The organism is Paenibacillus sp. 453mf (genome assembly GCF_900116105.1).
GTDB lineage: Bacteria > Bacillota > Bacilli > Paenibacillales > Paenibacillaceae > Paenibacillus > Paenibacillus provencensis.
Genome location: NZ_FPAC01000001.1, coordinates 2,309,767 through 2,329,236 on the forward strand (window position 1 = coordinate 2,309,767; position 19,470 = coordinate 2,329,236).

13 protein-coding genes are annotated in these 19,470 nt (G+C 46.2%); all 13 read right to left on the reverse strand.

All coding sequences use genetic code 11. The annotated features are described in order from the left end of the window. Positions 1-15 precede the first annotated feature (15 nt). The 13 genes from BM415_RS10850 to BM415_RS10910 all read right to left on the reverse strand — a co-directional run bounded on the left by BM415_RS10850 (position 16) and on the right by BM415_RS10910 (position 19,464). Positions 16-447, reverse strand: a complete 432-nt coding sequence (locus BM415_RS10850) for a MarR family winged helix-turn-helix transcriptional regulator (protein ID WP_091157807.1) — start codon at positions 445-447, stop codon at positions 16-18. A 205-nt stretch (positions 448-652) separates the two neighbouring features. Then, entirely contained in the window at positions 653-3,106 is a 2,454-nt protein-coding gene (gyrA, locus tag BM415_RS10855) for a DNA gyrase subunit A (protein WP_091157809.1), read from the reverse strand. Between the two features lie 12 nt (positions 3,107-3,118). Continuing rightward, the gene (gene parE, locus BM415_RS10860; RefSeq protein ID WP_091157812.1) at positions 3,119-5,086 is read right to left on the reverse strand and encodes a DNA topoisomerase IV subunit B; all 1,968 of its coding nucleotides are present in this window, start codon (positions 5,084-5,086) and stop codon (positions 3,119-3,121) included. Positions 5,087-5,359: 273 nt separating this feature from the next. After that, complete coding sequence (locus BM415_RS10865; protein ID WP_091157814.1) at positions 5,360-6,349, reverse strand: ABC transporter permease; 990 nt, start codon at positions 6,347-6,349, stop codon at positions 5,360-5,362. Next, complete coding sequence (locus tag BM415_RS10870; RefSeq protein ID WP_244533211.1) at positions 6,342-7,307, reverse strand: ABC transporter ATP-binding protein; 966 nt, start codon at positions 7,305-7,307, stop codon at positions 6,342-6,344. Before BM415_RS10870 ends, BM415_RS10865 begins: the two co-directional genes overlap by 8 nt. Then, positions 7,297-8,157 carry a GDSL-type esterase/lipase family protein gene (locus tag BM415_RS10875; RefSeq protein WP_091157948.1) on the reverse strand — a complete coding sequence of 287 codons (861 nt, stop codon included), beginning with the start codon at positions 8,155-8,157 and terminating at the stop codon, positions 7,297-7,299. Before BM415_RS10875 ends, BM415_RS10870 begins: the two co-directional genes overlap by 11 nt. 390 nt (positions 8,158-8,547) lie before the next feature. Continuing rightward, positions 8,548-9,312, reverse strand: a complete 765-nt coding sequence (locus BM415_RS10880; RefSeq protein ID WP_091157949.1) for a CAP domain-containing protein — start codon at positions 9,310-9,312, stop codon at positions 8,548-8,550. Between the two features lie 316 nt (positions 9,313-9,628). Next, a complete protein-coding gene (locus tag BM415_RS10885) occupies positions 9,629-10,093 on the reverse strand; it encodes a GNAT family N-acetyltransferase (protein WP_091157951.1) in 465 nt (154 codons plus the stop codon). Continuing rightward, complete coding sequence (gene purT / locus BM415_RS10890) at positions 10,083-11,270, reverse strand: formate-dependent phosphoribosylglycinamide formyltransferase (protein WP_091157953.1); 1,188 nt, start codon at positions 11,268-11,270, stop codon at positions 10,083-10,085. The genes BM415_RS10885 and purT overlap by 11 nt, the downstream gene beginning before the upstream one ends. A 134-nt stretch (positions 11,271-11,404) precedes the next feature. Continuing rightward, the gene (locus BM415_RS10895) at positions 11,405-13,258 is read right to left on the reverse strand and encodes an ABC transporter ATP-binding protein (RefSeq protein ID WP_091157954.1); all 1,854 of its coding nucleotides are present in this window, start codon (positions 13,256-13,258) and stop codon (positions 11,405-11,407) included. Continuing rightward, positions 13,251-15,026 carry an ABC transporter ATP-binding protein gene (locus BM415_RS10900; RefSeq protein ID WP_091157956.1) on the reverse strand — a complete coding sequence of 592 codons (1,776 nt, stop codon included), beginning with the start codon at positions 15,024-15,026 and terminating at the stop codon, positions 13,251-13,253. Before BM415_RS10900 ends, BM415_RS10895 begins: the two co-directional genes overlap by 8 nt. A gap of 263 nt (positions 15,027-15,289) precedes the next feature. Continuing rightward, complete coding sequence (locus BM415_RS10905; RefSeq protein ID WP_091157958.1) at positions 15,290-19,000, reverse strand: dynamin family protein; 3,711 nt, start codon at positions 18,998-19,000, stop codon at positions 15,290-15,292. 194 nt (positions 19,001-19,194) lie between these two features. Continuing rightward, on the reverse strand, positions 19,195-19,464 hold the full coding sequence (locus tag BM415_RS10910; RefSeq protein ID WP_047911189.1) for a hypothetical protein: 270 nt from the start codon (positions 19,462-19,464) through the stop codon (positions 19,195-19,197). Positions 19,465-19,470: the final 6 nt, after the last annotated feature.

The window sequence follows — 19,470 nt, forward strand, 5'->3', positions numbered from 1 at the left end:
ATCGTTCAATTTCTATTAAGAGGTTTGCTTGGTTGGGGAGCTTTGGGAAGTAATCTTGGTCAGCAGGTACACGAGCAGCTGTTGATTGTGTGAAGAAATCTTGCCAAGGGTACCGCTAATAAAATCTTCACGGATAATCATCCCTCGCAGCGCCTCTTGCTTTCCTCTCTCTGTTAAAGTGACCCAAACAATTCGGCGATCGCGATCATCCCTGCTGCGAAGTATAAGTTCATTCTTTTCCATTCGGTCGAGCAGCATCGTTATAGCTGCAGGTGTTGTAGACAAATAAGGAATGAATTCGGACGGCTTCATACGGGGCTGCTCAGATAACAGTTCAAGCACCGTGAGCTGAGCCTCGGTTAATGCAGGAGCAAGGGCTTGATCCATATGGGCTTTGTAGTCCTTCGTAAGCCTTGCCCATAGTTTGGCGAATTCAGAAGAATGCATCTGTTCTTCTCCCCTCTCATGTAGAGAATAAGTGTTGGATCATTAACTATTTAGCTGATGAATCATTTCGCTCTTTTTGATGCAATTCCTTCCCCGTTTTGGCGACTCGACCGGTATCGACGAAGGTTCTTATACTTTGCATTGTAACGTCAAAAAAAGCCCCTGATGCCGTTTCCTGGCACATCAGAGGCTCTTATGACGTATTTTAGGATGTTGAGTCATCCGCCCGATTATATATTACTCGTACAATCGAGTCGTTCTTCTCTATGCTGACCAAGGCTTTGCCTATACTTCTCTTATCAGAGATCGGTGCCGACTCTGTAGAAAATCCAATCATTTTGCCTTGTTCTGTCAACGCGAGCAATTGCAGTGGTTCTTTAACATGGTATGCAGCGACGATACGGCTGCCATTCGGTTTGACACGTTTGCCCTCTTTGAATTCAAAGGTGGCAACACCTTTGCCGCCGCGGGACTGCAGTGGATAATCAAGTAGAAGTGATCTCTTCCCATATCCAAGGTCCGATATTGTAAAGATTTCTCCTTCATCCTCATCAACCCATACAGCGGAGACGAGCTCATCCTCGTCCTTTAATTGAATTCCTTTCACACCGCCGGATACACGGCCCATTGTGTTCACTTCATCCTCTAGGAATCTTACACTTTGGCCCAGCTTGGAGACAAGCAGGATGTGCCTTCCTCCCGTACTGAGATGGACACGAATAACTTCATCATTCGCTCCGACCTTGCATGCGGCAACTGCCGAGGAACGCTTGGTAATATAATCTTTCAGTGCAGTACGCTTGACCTGCCCTCTTCGTGTTACGAACACAAGGCTTGCTTCTTCTTGATCGAAGCTGCGTATCGGTATGATGCTGACGACTCGATCTTCCTTCGATAAGGGAATGACGTTAACGATGGCTGTCCCCGGGTCCTTCCATTTGAATTCCGGCACCTGATGTACAGGCAGGAGGTAGTATTGTCCCCGCTGTGTAAACACGAGCAAATTATCGAGAGTATTTACATCATAGTAAGAAGAAATCACATCGCCTTCAATCACACCCGAACTGCTCCGGTCTCCCCCTGAACGGGTAAAGGAGAGCATACTTGTGCGCTTGATGTAACCTTCATTGGACAATGTTACGAGCACATCTTCAGAATTGACGAGAACCTCAAGATTCACCTTCAGTTCTTCAACCTCTTCCTGAATAGAAGAACGGCGATCTATTCCGTACTTCTCCCGGATTTCTTTGAGTTCCTTCCGAATGATACTGATGAGCTTCCGATCACTTTCGAGAATACTCCGCAGTTCGGCGACTTTCTTCTGGATCTCATCCAGCTCTTTTTGCAGTGTCGTGATCTCCAGGTTCGTTAGACGATACAGCTGCAACGTAAGTATGGAGTCTGCCTGCCGGTCGGTAAAGCCAAACATCCATTCCAGATTGTTCTGGGCATCCTGACGATTCTTGGACGCTTTAATTGCTGCAATAACTTCATCCAGAATATTAAGTGCTTTTACAAGACCTTCCAGAACATGAGCCCGATCCTCGGCTTTTTCAAGATCGTACTGCGTTCGATGGGTTACAACTTCGCGCTGATGTGCAATGTAAGCATCAAGTATCGGCTTAAGTCCAAGCTGATGAGGTGCTTTATTAACAATTGCCACCATATTGAAGTTATACGTGACTTGAAGATCGGTTTTTTTGAGCAGATAGTTAAGAATGCCTTGGGCGTCCGCTTCTTTCTTAAGTTCAACGACGATACGCAAGCCTTCACGTCCGCTCTCGTCTCGAACCTCAGCGATACCCTCGATCTTCTTCTCCAAGCGAATCGTTTCCATCGCGGTAACAAGCCGTGACTTAACGACCTGATAAGGAATTTCGGTAATAATGATCTGCTGCTTACCGCCTCGCAAATTTTCGATATCGGTTTTGGAGCGAATATATATGCGGCCTTTTCCCGTACGATAGGCGTCCAGAATTCCGCTTCCGCCCATAATGATACCGCCTGTAGGAAAGTCCGGTCCTTTGATAAAAGTCATAATCTCTTCAAGAGAGATTGAAGGCTTCTCCATTACAGCAATACATGCATCAATAACTTCCCTTAAATTATGTGTCGGAATCTCTGTTGCAAAGCCGGACGAAATTCCGCTCGCCCCGTTCACGAGTAGATTCGGGAATCGGGATGGGAGAACTACAGGTTCTTTTGCCGTATTATCAAAATTGTCCTTAAATAGAACCGTACGCTTCTCAATGTCGCGCAGAATCTCCATGGCAATCGGTGACAAACGTGCTTCGGTATAGCGCATCGCTGCCGCCGGATCATCATCCTGTGAACCCCAGTTTCCGTGTCCGTCAATGAGCACATGTCCCATCTTCCAAGGCTGTGCCATACGCACCATTCCCTCATAAATGGAGGAATCTCCGTGAGGATGATAATTACCCATGACATCACCGACGGTTTTTGCAGATTTGCGGTACGGTTTGTCAGGCGTATTGTTTGAATCGTACATGGCATACAAGATACGACGCTGAACAGGCTTAAGTCCGTCACGCACATCAGGTATCGCCCGATCCTGAATAATGTATTTTGAATATCGACCGAATCGATCGCCTACGATTTCTTCCAGAAATGCCGGTAAAAATTGTTCAGATAAACTCATTCAAAGCACCTTCTATTCTTCGTACTCTGTAAAATCTACGTTTTCAACGATCCAGCGCTTACGCGGATCAACCTTATCACCCATTAATGTGGTTACTCTTCTTTCGGCTTTGGCTGCATCTTCAATCTTCACCTGCAGTAAAGTCCGGGTATCCGGATCCATCGTTGTTTCCCACAGCTGATCCGGATTCATCTCTCCCAGACCTTTATAACGCTGCAACTCGTAATTTTTGCCGAATTCCTTCAAGTAAATTTGCAGCTGATCCTCAGTAAATGCGTAACGAACCGTTTCAAGCTTGCCTGTCTTGCGGCTAATCTTATAGAGAGGCGGCTGTGCTATATACACCTTGCCTGCATCAATGAGCGGCTTCATATAGCGATAAAAGAACGTCAGCAATAATACCTGGATATGTGCGCCGTCTGTATCCGCATCTGTCATAATAATGATCTTGGAGTAGTTGCTGTCTTCCACTGCAAACTCAGTACCAATACCTGCACCGATAGCGGACATAATTGCCCGGTATTCCTCGTTCTTCATAATATCCGCCAGCTTCGCCTTCTCCGGATTCATGGGCTTGCCTTTGAGCGGCAGAATCGCCTGAATTTTGGAATCCCGCCCTTGCTTCGCCGAACCGCCTGCGGAGTCACCTTCGACGATGAACAGCTCATTACGAGAGTAATCTTTGGACTGTGCCGGTGTCAGTTTACCTCCTAGGTTAGAGCTTTCACTCCGCTTCTTGCCGGATCGCATATCATCTCTGGCTTTACGTGCCGCTTCTCTCGCTTTGGAAGCCTGCACTGCCTTTTTGATCAAGGTCTGTGCAACCTGTGGATTCTCTTCGAGAAAACGCTGCATGCTCTCTGTAACGACCTGATCCACTGTACTGCGGGCAGACGCACTGCCCAGCTGATCTTTGGTCTGGCCGACAAACTCCACTTCGGACATTTTAACACTGATTATGGCCATCATGCCCTCGCGCAGATCATTTCCTTCGAGATTTTTGTCTTTTTCCTTGATCATGCTCGTACGACGTGCATATTCATTCATGATTCGCGTATACGCCGTTTTGAAGCCTGTTTCATGTGTTCCGCCGCCGCGTGTAGGAATAGAGTTAACGAACGATACAATCGTTTCGGTATAACCCGCATTATACTGGATCGCGATTTCGACTTCGATATCCTCTTTTTCCGCATTAAAATGGATGACATCTGTCAGAAGATCCTTGCCTTCATTCAAATAGGCTACGAATTGACTTGCTCCTCCTTCGTAGTAATACTCATCTTGATTCCCGCTGCGTTCATCCTTAAGCAGTATACGAAGCCCTGAGTTCAGGAATGCAATCTCCTGCAGACGCTCAGCCAGCGTATCGTAGCTAAGAGAAATACCGGATTTAAAAACTTTAATATCCGGCTTGAATCTTACCTTGGTGCCGGTTTGTCGAGTATTTCCGATGACCTCAAGACCTGTAACCGGCTCGCCAACATGCTCGGTCCCTTTCTTATCCACCCAGTATTCAAAGCGCTGCCGATGAATTTTACCTTCCCGATAGATTTCCACCTCCAGGAACTCGGATAAGGCGTTCGTTACCGAAGCGCCGACACCATGAAGGCCTCCGGATTTTTTGTAACCGCCTCCGCCAAACTTGCCACCTGCGTGCAGTATCGTGTACACGACCTGAGGCGTAGGAATACCTGTCTTGTGCATTCCTGTCGGAATGCCTCGTCCATTATCCTGCACCGTAACGGATGCGTCTTTATGTAGCGTAATTTCAATCTTGTCACAGTATTTTGCTAAATGCTCATCGACAGCGTTGTCGACAATTTCCCAGACTAAATGATGTAAGCCAGAGCTACTTGTGCTGCCAATGTACATACCCGGTCTTTTTCGTACAGCGACAAGTCCCTCCAGCACTTGAATGTCGTCTGCTTCATAACCGGTATTACCGGATACGTCAGCAGATAGATCCATCTCTTGGGTCATGAATGCTCCCCCTCTTATGCCTTCACTCTTCATGAATGATCACACTGTTAAAATTTATTTAGATAAAATGATGAACTAGAATCAATTTCATAACTCATTAAAAAGGTAAATTTGAAACTATATAGACAAATAAAAATCATTTTGTTCTATATACCCTGATTTAAGCAGCTAAAGGTATTATGAAATTGATTCTAAAGAACGAATAAAGTTGTCTTCAAGCTATGCTGTTCTCATCCTAAAAATGCAAACAGATGTTTCTTATCCTTGTCCATTTTAATTCAAGATATCCCGTTTCGTAAAGACAAGGAATGAAACAACAAGCGAGACGATGCCCCACATGGTCAGCACACAGAGCGAAAATAGAAGCGTCATGCCTTCTATAGGCGGCAAATTCCCGGCTAAATAACCGGTCAGATTCAAATTTACCATGAATAAATATTTTGCGCTGTCCCATGAGGATGCCATATTAGTCAGTATGGTGCCGGCGATAAGAGCCGCCATCATAACGACGATACTTGCGGAAGTGCTTCTCACAAGAGTAGACACCATAAAGGACAGCACCGCAACTATGATACTGACAAACCATATCAATCCGGACTGCATAAGCAGGTACTCCCACTGCTCCACGACATGAACTCTGCTCATATCCACATCAGAGCCATTGATCAGAAACCCGGTAAAGATAGGGAAGGTAAAGCCCTTAAATCCGAAAAACAGACCTGCAATAAGATAACAAATAACAAATACGGCAAGGACAATAAGTGAAACAAACATAAGCAATGTTATTAGTTTGCTAAGCAATATCTTCCACCGTTTGACGGGCCTCGTCAGGAGCATCTTAATTGTCCCAGTCGTCCTCTCGCCCGATACAAGATCAGAAGCCATAGCGACCACGAGCAGCGGAATAAACAAATTGATTGAATTGTTCATGAACTCTCTCGTAAATGTAACGCCGCTCGGTTCATTCGGATTGATATCGTGATCCAAATAGTACTGAAGCTGTTGAATGTAAATTCGCCGATACTGCTTCCACTCTTCCGGTACACGATCACTGCCTAGTGAATTCTGATTATCCGTGATTGCCTGCTGCATTTCAAGCCGCCAGTCATTACCGAACTTTTCACGTTTTGTTTCAGATTCTCTCATCTGAGCATACGTAAACATCGGTGTTAGTACGACTAATACCAGCAGAATGACATAAAACCTCTTTTTCTTGATCATTTTGATCACTTCATTTCGAACAAGAGGCAGCAAACTATTCAAACCTTTCACCTTCTGTCATCTTCAAAAATAATTGTTCAAGCGTAGGGTTCACCTTCTGTACTCCTTCTACCTTAATCCCTGCGCGAACCATGGTTCTTACCAGATCCGGAATTAGTCCTTCGGGCATTTCAGTGATAATTGCGTTATTGCCCAAACTCGCTGTCAAAGTATCATCCAGCATGCTCGCATCCTCAAGCGCTCTAACCTGCGGATGGCTGAGAAGCCAGCGGACTCCCTCGTCCTTGGGAGATAAATGCCAGATCGTGATATTGCTATGATCCTCAATCAGTTCATCGACCTTGCCTACCGTGAGGATCTCACCGTTGCTTATAATTGCAACTCTGTCACACATGAGCTGGATTTCGCTTAGCAGATGGCTGCTGACAAACACAGCAAGTCCTTCATCCGCAAGTTTTCGTATAAAAGCTCTGAGCTCCTTTATCCCTTTCGGGTCAAGGCCATTGGTAGGCTCATCAAGAATTAATAGCTTCGGATCACCAAGAAGGGCTTGTGCAATTCCCAGCCTCTGTCTCATGCCAAGAGAATATGTACTGACTTTCTCGTGAATTCGCTGATCAAGACCTACAATCTCAGCTACTTCATTTATCCGTTCTTCCGTAATGCCTGGCTGCATTCTCGCAAAATGCTCTAAATTTTCAAATCCGGTCAAATAGGAGTACATTTCTGGATTCTCCACGATGGAGCCTACATATTTCAGCGCTTGCTCCGGTTGTCGATGCACAGGATATCCGCATACTTTAACAACACCGTCTGTGGGCTTGATCAGGTCAACCAGCATGCGGATCGTTGTTGTCTTACCCGCCCCATTGGGCCCTAGGAAGCCGAATACTTCACCAGCATGAACTTCAAATGAAACATCCTTGATGATCCACTTTTTCTTGATTCTCTTCTTCAAGTGCTCAACTGACAACACAATCTCTTTAATATTATTCGTCATCTGTTTCCACCCTCTGACCATGTACATCATTAATTCCCAACACTTCTACGATTCGTTCAGCAATTTCTTCATATCCCTGTGCATTGGGATGAAAATGATCGGAAGCCAGCAATTGGGGGACACTATGCTCAAATAGATCAAACGTTTCAGCCATCATCATCTGATCATCCGTATTAATGAGCTGCAGCGCCTGACTATTCCAAGCAGACACCACCGTATTGCCAAGCACCTTCATATCAGGCAAATCACTGAAAGGATTATACAAACCTACATATACAATCCAAGCCTCTGGATTAATCTCCGCAATTCTGCGCAAAATTTCTTTGAGACTAGCAGTCGCCCCCGGCAAAGTGTCATACAGCTCTTCGGCATCAGGAAGCTCTGTCACTCCCTGTTCATACGCCTGCGCAGCCTTGAATAGGTCATTGCCTCCGATGGACAGCAGAATCAAATTTGATTGTTTTAAAACGTACTGTACTCCCGTCTCATCGAGCTGAGGCAGAAGCCCTTCAGTAGTCAAACCATTGATGGCAAGATTGGCAGTAACTCTAACCTCGTTCTCTTCATCCTGCAGCATGCTGACCACACGTCGAATAAAGCCTTTGCCATCGTCATCTCCCGTCCCTTTAGCAAGAGAATCTCCAATGGCTGCTACTTTTATTTCTGTAGTTTGCTCCATAGGCGCTGCTAAGGGTACTTCTCGATCCGCCTCTTCAACTTCCGTAAGTACGGTATTCCCTGATGGAGCAATGATATCCTGCACAGCAAGGACAAAACCGGTAACGAGTACGATGGTCACTATAATCGAAGCAGTACTTACAATTGCCCATATTTTTGTTGAAGATTTCACAAAGGCATTCCCTCCACAACAATTTATTCATTTAGATTCCTCGACAAAGTACTATATAAGGTGAACAGTCAGAGAATGATTTTGTATCATTCGATTTTGATTATTAGGATTGTCAAATTTTACTCCGATTTAACAACCCTATAATGATAAACATAAAACTTCAAGCTTCTATTTGCAAATGACCGCTTTAGTCATTACTAATCAGCCCTTCTCTAAACTCCAAAAAAAAGAACCTCCGGTTACGGAGATTCCAAAACAAAGCATAATATGTTTGCACCTAAAAAATATGGCATTTTGCTTGAGATGACTTAAGGGTCATTTAAAGCCTTACTAACTGAATCCATTTCATAATACCTTATTAATGAGTTATGAAATGGATTCGACAACAACTTAATTTCCGATAAATTCCTGAGCCCAGTAACCATTCACATAACCTACACCAATGAGTGTAAAGTTCTTGTTCATGATGTTGGCTTTGTGTCCAGGACTGTTCATCCATGCTTTAACTACCTCAGCAGGCGTTTTTTGTCCCTTGGCAATGTTCTCACCAGCATAGCTGTAAGAGATTCCGAAAGTTTTCATCATATCAAATGGAGAACCGTAAGTTGGAGATGTGTGACTGAAGTAATTGTTGTCACTCATGTCCTTCGCCTTCGCTACTGCCATTTTTGTCAAATTCGTATGAATGGAAAGTGGTTTGAGGCCACCTGCTGCACGTTCCTTGTTAACCAAGGCAACTACTTCCTTCGCGTATGCCGAAACAACAGAGTTAGAATCTGTAGAAGTGTTACCAGAGTTAGAGTTGGAATCTGAGTTGGATCCTGTGTTAGATCCTGTGTTAGATCCTGTGTTAGATCCTGTGTTAGATCCTGTGTTAGATCCTGATTCAGAACCTGTATTTGAACCTGTGTTTGATCCAGTATCCGGTTTTTGAGTTGGGTTACCACCAATGTTGATTACTTTCCCGCCAATCGTAATGGTATTACCGTCAACCTTCACGTTATGACCATTTTCCTTCAGAAAATCTAAAATCGATTGCTGATAGCTTTCGAGCTTATCCTTAGCTGGAGAAGCGGAAGCTACACCAGCGCCTGGCAGAAGCATTCCTGCTGCAAGAACTGCACTCAAGCTACCAGCGATGATAGTTTTCTTCATAGACGATCTCTTCACAAATATCAGCTCCTAATCTGAAATATTACAATTTTGTAACTGGTACGCTTAGGATTATAACAGCACTTTTAAGATTTGTTAACCCATAAATTTTGGAAAAGGTTAAATTTAAGTAACCAAAATGTAATAATTCCGACAGCTTGAACGTTTCAATTCCATCCATTCAACTAGATCCATATCTCTACCTTAATAGATTCCAATATGCAAAATTGTGAATCAAAAAAACCTAACGATCAGAGATCGTTAGGTTATATTAGCAGTATCCTATTTAGGGCATACCTGGCATATAAATAAATATAACTTATATAGATTGCAGCTTCTTGCTGAACCGGTATCCATGTTTCGTAAAACCGAGATGCTCATAAAAACTGTAAGACGGCTTATGCTGTTCTCGATTGCCTTCGATAATCAGCAGTTTCTGACTGCCGCGCTCGCTTGCCCAAGATTCCGCATATTCCAAAAGTCTACGGCCAATACCTTCTCCGCGATGCGCTTTGCACACAATCAAAGATGTAATTTGTGCCGCTTGTTCTGGATCCGAATGCGTTTGAACACACTGCAGACCTAGCATTCCTACAACCTCTCCATCCATTTCCGCCACCAGCATACAGGTAGTATCATTCACCTGGGCAGATTCAATCCTCTCCCGCATAACTCCCGGCGTCGTTGGATAGCTGACCTCATGCATGAGATGTGTAACACACTCTGCATCCTGCTTCTCACATGAGCGAATGGTCAGAACTGGGGCTTCTACATTACTTAACATGGTTTACCTCCACTTTCAGCAAATTTGCGGCTTGTGTTGCCGTTTGGCGTGCTTCTTCAACACTGCTAGCTGCACTAAGTGCAACAGCCATTCTTCTTCCGGCCTTCGTCTCAGGCTTGCCAAAAATACGAACCTGGGTACGAGGCAAGGAGAGTGCTTCCGGAACACCTTGAATCGTATAAGATTCTGTAATTTCATCTGCCTTTAGCGTTGCAGACGCACCTGGTGTCAGTAGTTCAACACCTGTCACCGGAAACCCGAGAACTGCTCTTACGTGAAGGGCAAATTCCGACAAATCTTGAGTAACCATCGTTACCATCCCCGTATCATGCGGTCGAGGCGAAACTTCACTGAATACGACCCCTTCTTTCGTCAAGAAGAGTTCTACGCCAAACAAACCATATCCACCAAGTTCATCTGTAATTCGCTTAGCGATACTCTGTGCCTGGACCAGTTGTTCCTCGTTCATGAAATGGGGCTGCCATGATTCTACGTAATCTCCATCCTGCTGTATGTGTCCAATGGGAGGACAAAATACAGTTCCGGATGATGAACGAACCGTAAGCAACGTTATTTCGCTTTCAAATTCGACAAAAGCTTCCACGATGACTCGTGTTGTTGCAGCCCTTGCTCCTTCCAGTGCAGCATTCCAGCTTGCTAATGCATCCTCTTGCGCGCGGCATACAGTTTGTCCCTTGCCAGAAGAGCTCATAAGTGGTTTGACAACACAAGGCGCGCCGAGTTCTTGCAATGCCTCCTCTAGTTCCTGAAGACTATTTGCAAAACGATAGGCTGCCGTAGGCAATCCCAGCTCTTCAGCTGCTAACCTGCGAATACCTTCACGGTCCATCGTAAGTCTAGTAGCTCTTGCTGTAGGTACAACTCGAAATCCCTCTTGTTCAAGCTCTAGGAGCGCCTCTGTGGCGATCGCCTCGATCTCGGGAATGATAAAATCAGGCTGCTCCTTTCGAATCAAATCTTTAAGAGCTTCTGCATTCAGCATGTCAATACAGTAGGACCTATGGGCGACCTGCATAGCAGGAGCATGGTCATAGCGATCGACAGCAATCGTCTCTACACCCAGTCTCTGTGCCTCTATAACGACTTCTTTGCCCAGTTCACCGCTGCCAAGCAGCAGCATTTTTTTGGTTTCTGCCGAAAAAGGAGCACCCCACATTTTCTCTCTAATCCCCCTACTTGAGAAATCTATATCTATTTCTCTATTTTCGGGGAACTTGAGACATAATGCAAGAGTGCTCGACTTATTTCTTGTGAATATTACATGGAAATTTTAAATTTCGCGAATAAAATTTACAAAAATCTGAATTGAGCTTCAATCAAGCCATTGTAAATCCCTTGTTTTTGGATAAGCTGTTCATGATTTCCTTGTTCTTTAATTTCACCGTGATCAAGCACAATAATGTTGTCTGCATTACGAATGGTTGACAAACGATGGGCCACCATGAAAGATGTTCTTCCCTCGAGCAATACCTTCAGTGCATCTTGAATCTTGAGCTCCGTTTCGGTATCGATGCTCGCAGTAGCTTCATCGAGTATGAGTATCCGAGGATTCGCAAGGAGTGCCCTGGCGAATGACAGCAGCTGTCTCTGTCCCATGGAGAGAATGTTGCCTCGCTCCTCCACCTCGGTTTCATAGCCTCCAGGCAATTTCATAATGAATTCATGTGCATTTACGGCTTTGGCAGCGGCCTCGACTTCCTTGTCTGTCGCATCCAGTCGTCCAAACCTGATATTGTCGCGGATCGTGCCCGAGAATATAAAAGTATCCTGCAGCACGATACCGATTTGACTGCGAAGGCTGCGGATCGTAATATCCCGGATATTGTAACCGTCAATGGACAGCTTACCATCCGTTACATCATAGAAGCGACTCAGCAGATTGATGATCGTACTCTTCCCCGATCCTGTATGACCAACAAGAGCGATCGACTGACCTGCCTTGACATCGAGGTCAATACCTTTGAGAGCCTGACGTCCCTTCTCATATTCGAATATAACGTTCTCAAACTTGATATTTCCTTGAATCGTCGGAATCGGCTTCGCGCCTTTTTTATCAGCAATGCCCGGCTCCTCATCCATGAATTCAAAGATACGCTCAGAAGATGCCATCGCTACAAGGAGCTGGCTGTACATTTGACCCAAGCGGTTAATCGGATCCCAGAAGTTGCCGACGTAGTTGGCAAACGCCACAAGAAGTCCGATGGTAAGCTGATCTTGCTGAATCAAATAGGCACCAAACCAGAACAAGATAAGGGAGCCTACTCCGCCCGTAATTTCGATCAGTGGACCAAACGATTGGTTCATCGTCGAAGCACGGTTCCAGGATTTACGGCTCGTCATGTTCATTTTGTCAAAAAACTTCATGTTCTCTTCTTCTTGTGTGTACGCTTGGGTCACACGAATTCCTTGAATGGATTCGTTCAAGTGCGAATTGATACGGGAGTTCTTCATCCGTACATCCTGCCAAGCCCGGCGTATCTTCACCCGTAATTTGGTTGAAATAAAGAACATAAGCGGTACTGTCAGAACTACGGCCAGACCCAGCTTCCAGTTAATGAACATCAGAATAACAATAATTCCGACGAGCTGAACACAGTCAATCAGCAGATTGACTACCCCATTCGTAAACAAATCCTGCAGGGAGTTAATGTCGTTTGTAATGCGAACCATAACCGAGCCTGCGGGTCGTTTATCAAAAAACGAGAATGAAAGCTTCTGAATATGCTTAAACAGATCCGATCTTAGATCGTAAATGACGCGCTGTCCAATAATATTCGTATATTTGATGCGGATTGTGGCTGCTCCCCACTGGATAATGTAGAGAAGTAAGATTCCTCCAGCGATCCAATAGAGCAGCGTCAGGCTCGGACTACTTCCATCCGTCGGTGCGATCGCTCTGTCTATCGCCAAACTGGTAAGATACGGAACGGTCAATTTTGTGATTGTTCCTAATACCAACATGACAATAACGATGGGAAGCAGCTGCTTGGCATAAGGTTTCATGTAGGAAAAGAGTCGAGTAAACTGACCCCAGTTAAACGGTTTTTCAATGATTTCATCGTCCTGATAAACAAAACGCTCCTGAGCTTTTTTCTCATTCGCGCCCGGAATGTTTTGTTTCTCGACAGCTATATCGTTACTCATGTGTCACCTGCTTTCCAGGCGCCCGTTTAATACGGGCAATATGATCTGCGTATTGGATATGATATACATCTTGATATTGTCCAGGACTGCTGATGAGCTCTTCATGTGTGCCCCGCTGAACGACACGGCCTTCATTCAGGACAAGGATCTCATCCGCATGACGCAGTGAGGATATGCGATGGGCGATAATAAAGGTCGTTCTTCCCCGCATCACTTCCTGGAATCCGGACTGAATTTCATGCTCTGTCTCCATATCAACCGCGCTGGTTGCATCATCAAGGACAAGAATCTTCGGATTCAGCAGCAGAGCTCTTGCAATGGCGATCCGCTGTTTCTGTCCTCCGGACAATCCCATTCCGCGCTCACCAACAACGGTATCGTAGCCTAATGGCATCTCCATGATGAAATCATGGGCCTTTGCAAGCTTGGATACACGAATAATTTCATCCATAGACACGTCCTTCATGCCATATGCGATATTGTTACGGATACTGGAGGAGAACAGGAAGGTTTCTTGAAATACCGCAGCAATCTGACTGCGCAGGCTTTTGATGTTCATGTCGTTAATGTCTATTCCATCAATCTTAATCGTTCCACTCGTAATGTTATAGGCCCGCATAAGCAGCTGGATAATCGTCGATTTACCTGAGCCGGTGCCTCCCAAGAAACCGACAACCGTTCCAGGTGGTGCATCCAGATTGATATCAACGACTGCAGGAATTTTGTTGCCATAGGCGAACGTGACATGATCGAAGGTAACATGCCCTTTAACTTGCTCCGGCACAAGTGTAATAGGATCTTCTCCATCCTGTACGTCGATTGGCTGGTTTAGCAGTTCAAGCACGCGCTCACCAGATGCTTTGGACTGAGTATAGTTATTGATATGAAATCCGATGTTCCACATCGGTCCGATTATGTACCAAATTAAACTAAAGAAGGCAACAAGCTCACCTAGTGTCAGCTCCTGATGGATGACGAGTCTTCCTCCGATCACAAGCAGAAGAACAACGCTGAGGGATGCCAGCAGCTCCATTATAGGGAAGAACTTGGCCCACAGTGAGGAGGCAAAGATTTGATTCGATTTGTAGCGTTCATTGCGAAGCGAGAACTTATCTACTTCATGAGGTTCTCGGGCAAAGGATTTAACTGTACGTACCCCGGTGATATTCTCTTGGACAGCGGTTGTCAGAGAGCTCATGGCCATCCGCATTTCCTGAAATGCGGGATGAATCTGGGTTTCAAATTTCAGGGCCACGAATACCAGCACAGGCATAAAAATGAGGGTAAGTAATGTCAGCTGCCAGTTGATGGATATCATCATAATGGCTCCAAAGACCACCATAAGCACCATATTGAGAAGCTGGGCAAATCCAAACCCAATAAAGTTGCGAATGGCCTCCAAATCTCCGGTTAAGCGTGACATCAGATCTCCCGTTTTGGCTGTATCATAGTAGCGGAAAGACAAGAACTGCAGTTTCTCATAACATGCATTCCGCAGACGATACGCCAGGTAGTTCCCTAGTCTTGCACCAAAAAATCCGTGTAAAAATTGAAATGATGCTTTGATGATCACTACACCCAGTACCGATAGGGCAAGCATGGGAACGTATTCATAATTCCCTGGGGTAATGACATCATCAATCAGCACGCGTAGAAGGTTCGGGTACACGAGCCCGAGTGCAGTGGCAATGGCCAAACAAAGAATAGACATAAACATCAAATTCCGTTTTGACCAGAAGAAGCCCTGCAGCTGCCTGAGAACATCCATGTTTCTCCTCCTCAAAAGTCTTACTCATCTTGTATAAAATCTTATGAACATTAATGAAGTTTATCACCGGCTTAAACCCCCGGCAAAGCGAAAAAGACCCCATTTTCAGGCTTCTTTTGGTTTAAAAGGGCAATATCAGGAAATAATGGGCAACTCTCAATTAAATAGTCGGATATTCTCAGCTTAGCTAGGTGATGTCAACATAAAAGCATCCCTTTTCGGTTGCCCCGAAAGGAGGGATGCTGTTCAAGGTAATAAACAGTTTAAATTAAACTATCCTCGACATGAGTTAATCGAGAGGCCAGCTCTTCCAGTGTATGAATATCACTTGCATATTCCAGTGCACCGATAAGGCCTGCGATCTCCTCTGACCACTGCTCTTCCATTCGTTCTTGATGATCCAGCAGTGACGCACGAGTTAACTTCTGAAAATAAGTAATCAGATGCTCTTCGTTGTATTCGAGCTCCTGAAGAAGAAGGGCTTTTAATTCCGGCTCTAAAAGAGCCTGCAGCTGTTTTCTTCCAGGTCCTTCAAAAAAATGCTTTGGATTTTTGAAATATTTCCAGACATTTTTCCATGCAATCGGTTCTCTTACATCGGTTCGTCTTAGAGTTGGCGTGTCCCAATGACCTGAAGCTTCGGAATATACTTGAATTCCATCCGATATTTCAGCGAGTCGTCTGCTTGTTCGTTCTGCTTCCTCTTGCGTGAGCCGCTGGCCCTTGCTCTCCATCCGCAGGGTTGTAGCCAGCAATTCCTGCTCAATTTCGAGATACAGCATTCGAAGAAGCTCTCTTCCCGATGCAAGGAATATCCCTTTAAGATCTCCCTGGTCTTCTCTCAATACAGACGGATGAAACGCTTCAGACATAAACTCTGACATCCGGTAGCTGATACGCTGTCCCACATGGAATAGCAGCTCTTTCATTTCCTGGGCAATTTCCGCATCCTTGTTAGAGGAGCCATATGCCGATAACAGCTCAAGTCCGTGCTGTTTGATTTCAGTCAGCTTCTGCTTGCGGGCCAGGCGCTCCGCTTCTCCCTGACGGGCATCACGAATCCACTGCTCCACACGCTGCCGAACATGACCAACTTCCTTGCTGGCTGCATGGATCGCTAGATCAGGGAGCTCATCACCGGCAAAATGACTGAAGGCACGTTCAAATGCCGTGAAACGGGATGCCTCAAGCGCAGCTTCATCGCCTTGTTGTTTGGCCTGAAGCGCCAGCAGACTGGATACCGGATATACTTTAGGAACACGTACACCATTATGCTGCAGCTGGTTTGTTACATGCTCCTTGACCATTCCGAGCTCTTCTTCCGACGATGCCAAGTCTGCTGCATTGATAACAAAGAACATATTATCGAGTGACTTTGCATCCTTCACTCTTCCAAGCTGGTTCAGAAACTGCCTATCACCTTGCGAGAAAGCATGGTTGTAGTAAGTAACAAATACGAGAGCATCCGCATTCTTCATATAATTAAATGTTACTCCGGTATGTCTTGCATTGATGGAATCCGCCCCAGGTGTATCGACTAATATGATTCCCTGCTCGGTTAATTCACAGTTATAGTACAGATCAATTGAGTCCACGAAACAGGACTTCTTCTCCTCTGCCACGTAGGCACGATATTCGTCCATGCTGGCAATCCATGCACTTCCAAGCCTAGGCTCCGCTGCATCATATCCTGCAGCCGCTGCCTTGAGGAAGCTGTAATGCGGCCTTCCTGCCGGGTGTACCTGCTGAGGAGTCAGTGCTGCGACTTTCTCTCTCCAGGAATGCTCTTCTGCCTTCCCTAATCCAAGCAGATCAAAAGAGAAGGCCAGATCCTGCCATAAGGCATCGCGGGTCTTCATTGTGACCCGTGCCGTCCGGTGTGCCGCCCCTTCGGCCGGCGCCATAATCCGGTTGATCGCCGCTGTCGTTGGATGCGGCGATACCGGGAGCACAGCTTCGCCTAGCAAGGCGTTGGCGAAGGAAGACTTCCCGGCGCTGAAGGCACCAAACAGCGCCAGGGTAAAGGTACCGCCCGCAAGAGATGCCGCGCGGGCGGTGAGCCCCCGTACCGCCGATTTCATGGCGGCATACGGGGCTGCAAGGGCAGCCGCCTGCGTAAGGCCGGCTGCCGCTGCGGCTAGCCGCTCGTGCCTGCGAGCGGCCAAGGGCGCATGCGCGAGCCTCGTGCGGGGCTCGCGCCCTGACGCCGGGATAACATCAGCCATGTTCACTGAGGCTGATGTTATTCCGGCAGTGGCTGTGCCGAGGTCCTCAGGCACAGCAGGGGCCGGGACCGCAGGCAGGGCACCTGCGGTCAGCTGATCTTTCGCCGGCAGCAGAGCCTGCACGGCTCCAGACATAGCGGCGATCTCCTGCTCGATCGCCGCTAACGCCTCAGCTGCAGCGGATTGCTTGCGAAGCGCTTCCAGCTCGCTCTTCAACACTTCAAGTTGATCTGCAGCCCGCGACGTTAGTCCCTCCAGCAGCTGTTCGGCAATCTCCAGCGCAGACTTGCGATACCTTGCAGATAGCTCGGCTCGAAGCTCTTTACAATAATTCAAAACATATTCACCCGTCACCGCTCCGTCTGGCGTACTTTTCGAGGTGATTAGTGCTTGTTCGATGCTGTATAGCTGCTCATCAAGCTTGCGATCCCAATCCTCACTCCATAGCCCATGAGCGTTTCCTAATTGACGCAGCAATGTCTTCAAATGGAATGCTGCCTGGCCTTCTGCCTGCTTGCTGAATAATGACCAGAAGTGATTGAAGCGTTCCTGCTTCTCCTGTTCCGTCTTGCCCGCCGAAAAGAGAAAACCCACCTTAAAGCCAGGGCGCCGGCTCTCGATATACTTCCCAGCTGCCTCTCTTACATCAGCAGGAGTCAAATTCGCGTTATGAAGAAGACGATCTACTTCATCGCGAATCCGCTTGAGTTCAAGCTGCGGGAGTTCCCTGACTGCTTCCATTTCCTGTTCAATCGCTTCCTTACAGGCGGCAAGTCTGGCGGCACCCTCTTCTCCACCGATCTCTGTCAGTAGCCCCGCTTTACGTTCCTCACTTCGATCCTCAAACCTCATAAGAAACTGCTTCGAAATATGAATCGCAGAAGATGCCAGACTGTGATTCAACAGCTCAGTTCGAATGGATAGCAGCTCATTTATAATGTCCGGAAGGACACTTATCTGGTTGTATGGGTGCTCAGGTTTCCGTAACGTTGTAAACAGCAATCCAGCGTAAGAAACTTCCCATGCTTTAAATGCAGCTTCTACCGCAGCACGGTACTCCCCAAAAGACAGCTCCTCATCTCGATGCTTGTCGATTTGAGTTACGATTAAATAGAGCGGCTTGCCCCAATCTGACAGACTTTTCGCAAAAGAAAGATTATTCTCGGATTGGACATGGTTGTAGTCCATGACATAGAATACCGCATCGGCCAAATGTAGTGCTGAATCGGTCGCTTGCTTGTGAGCACCATCTGTCGAATCAACCCCGGGGGTATCCAGCAGTACTGCCTGTTCCTGAAGCAGCTTCACCTGCTCCCACACTTCAATAAAAGCATACTGCTCTCCGTTCTTGCAGTACTCGTCCAGCTCATCAGGTGACACTGTTATGGGACCAAGGCTTGCTCCACCAAGATGATTCGGCTGATCTGGAGAATCGACGCGATTTGAACGCGGCGCAGTTCGATAAATCTTCGCTTGCCTTGGCCCATTCCGGATAGCTACTACATTCGCACTTGTAGGCACCGGGCTTGAAGGCAGTACTTTTTTGCCGCATAAACGGTTAATGAGACTCGATTTCCCTGCCGAAAAATGTCCACAAAAGGCCAGGGTCAGTTCACCCGCCTCCGCCTTTCCTTGAAGATCAGCAATAGACGCGGCAGCCTTCGAATCTTCATGGTCCAGGAAGAGCTTCTGCAAATCTTGTAAACGCATACGTAAATCATCGTTCTGTCTCTTTACACTCGTCAGCATGTCCTCTAAAGACTCCTTCTCTTCATCTCGTTAAATATGTATATTTTATCACTGACCTTGGCAGAATTGAACCTCTACGTCTCAAAATCTTCTTCATAACAAATAACCGGGACCTAATGAAAGGTGCCCGGCTATCATATGATCTGTTCCTATAATTGCTCAGCCATAGAATAGCTTAAGCATCAATCGTTAAGTTATACCGCATTTTCCATCGCAGGAAGCAAGATTTCAAACACTTGTCCATGCTGAAGAATGGTAATATTTCTACTCTTATCTTTCATAACAACCACTTCAGGCTTCTGAGACATGCGCTCCAAATAATGCTCAGGTACATCTCCGGAGTGGCTCACCGTAATGCCCTCGATCTCTTTTTCTTCATTCTCGCTCATTTCAGTTGAAACGATCTCTTCAAAAATATCAGAAAAAGCTTCAAATTGGTCAGTATACACGGAAATACATTTCATGGTTAA

Coding starts and splice junctions, on each gene's coding strand:
- BM415_RS10850 (WP_091157807.1), bottom strand. CDS start 447: ATGCATTCTTCTGAATTCGCCAAACTATGGGCAAGGCTTACGAAGGAC.
- gyrA (WP_091157809.1), bottom strand. CDS start 3,106: ATGAGTTTATCTGAACAATTTTTACCGGCATTTCTGGAAGAAATCGTA.
- parE (WP_091157812.1), bottom strand. CDS start 5,086: ATGACCCAAGAGATGGATCTATCTGCTGACGTATCCGGTAATACCGGT.
- BM415_RS10870 (WP_244533211.1), bottom strand. CDS start 7,307: ATGACGAATAATATTAAAGAGATTGTGTTGTCAGTTGAGCACTTGAAG.
- BM415_RS10880 (WP_091157949.1), bottom strand. CDS start 9,312: ATGAAGAAAACTATCATCGCTGGTAGCTTGAGTGCAGTTCTTGCAGCA.
- BM415_RS10885 (WP_091157951.1), bottom strand. CDS start 10,093: ATGTTAAGTAATGTAGAAGCCCCAGTTCTGACCATTCGCTCATGTGAG.
- purT (WP_091157953.1), bottom strand. CDS start 11,270: ATGTGGGGTGCTCCTTTTTCGGCAGAAACCAAAAAAATGCTGCTGCTT.
- BM415_RS10895 (WP_091157954.1), bottom strand. CDS start 13,258: ATGAGTAACGATATAGCTGTCGAGAAACAAAACATTCCGGGCGCGAAT.
- BM415_RS10900 (WP_091157956.1), bottom strand. CDS start 15,026: ATGGATGTTCTCAGGCAGCTGCAGGGCTTCTTCTGGTCAAAACGGAAT.
- BM415_RS10905 (WP_091157958.1), bottom strand. CDS start 19,000: ATGCTGACGAGTGTAAAGAGACAGAACGATGATTTACGTATGCGTTTA.
- BM415_RS10910 (WP_047911189.1), bottom strand. CDS start 19,464: ATGAAATGTATTTCCGTGTATACTGACCAATTTGAAGCTTTTTCTGAT.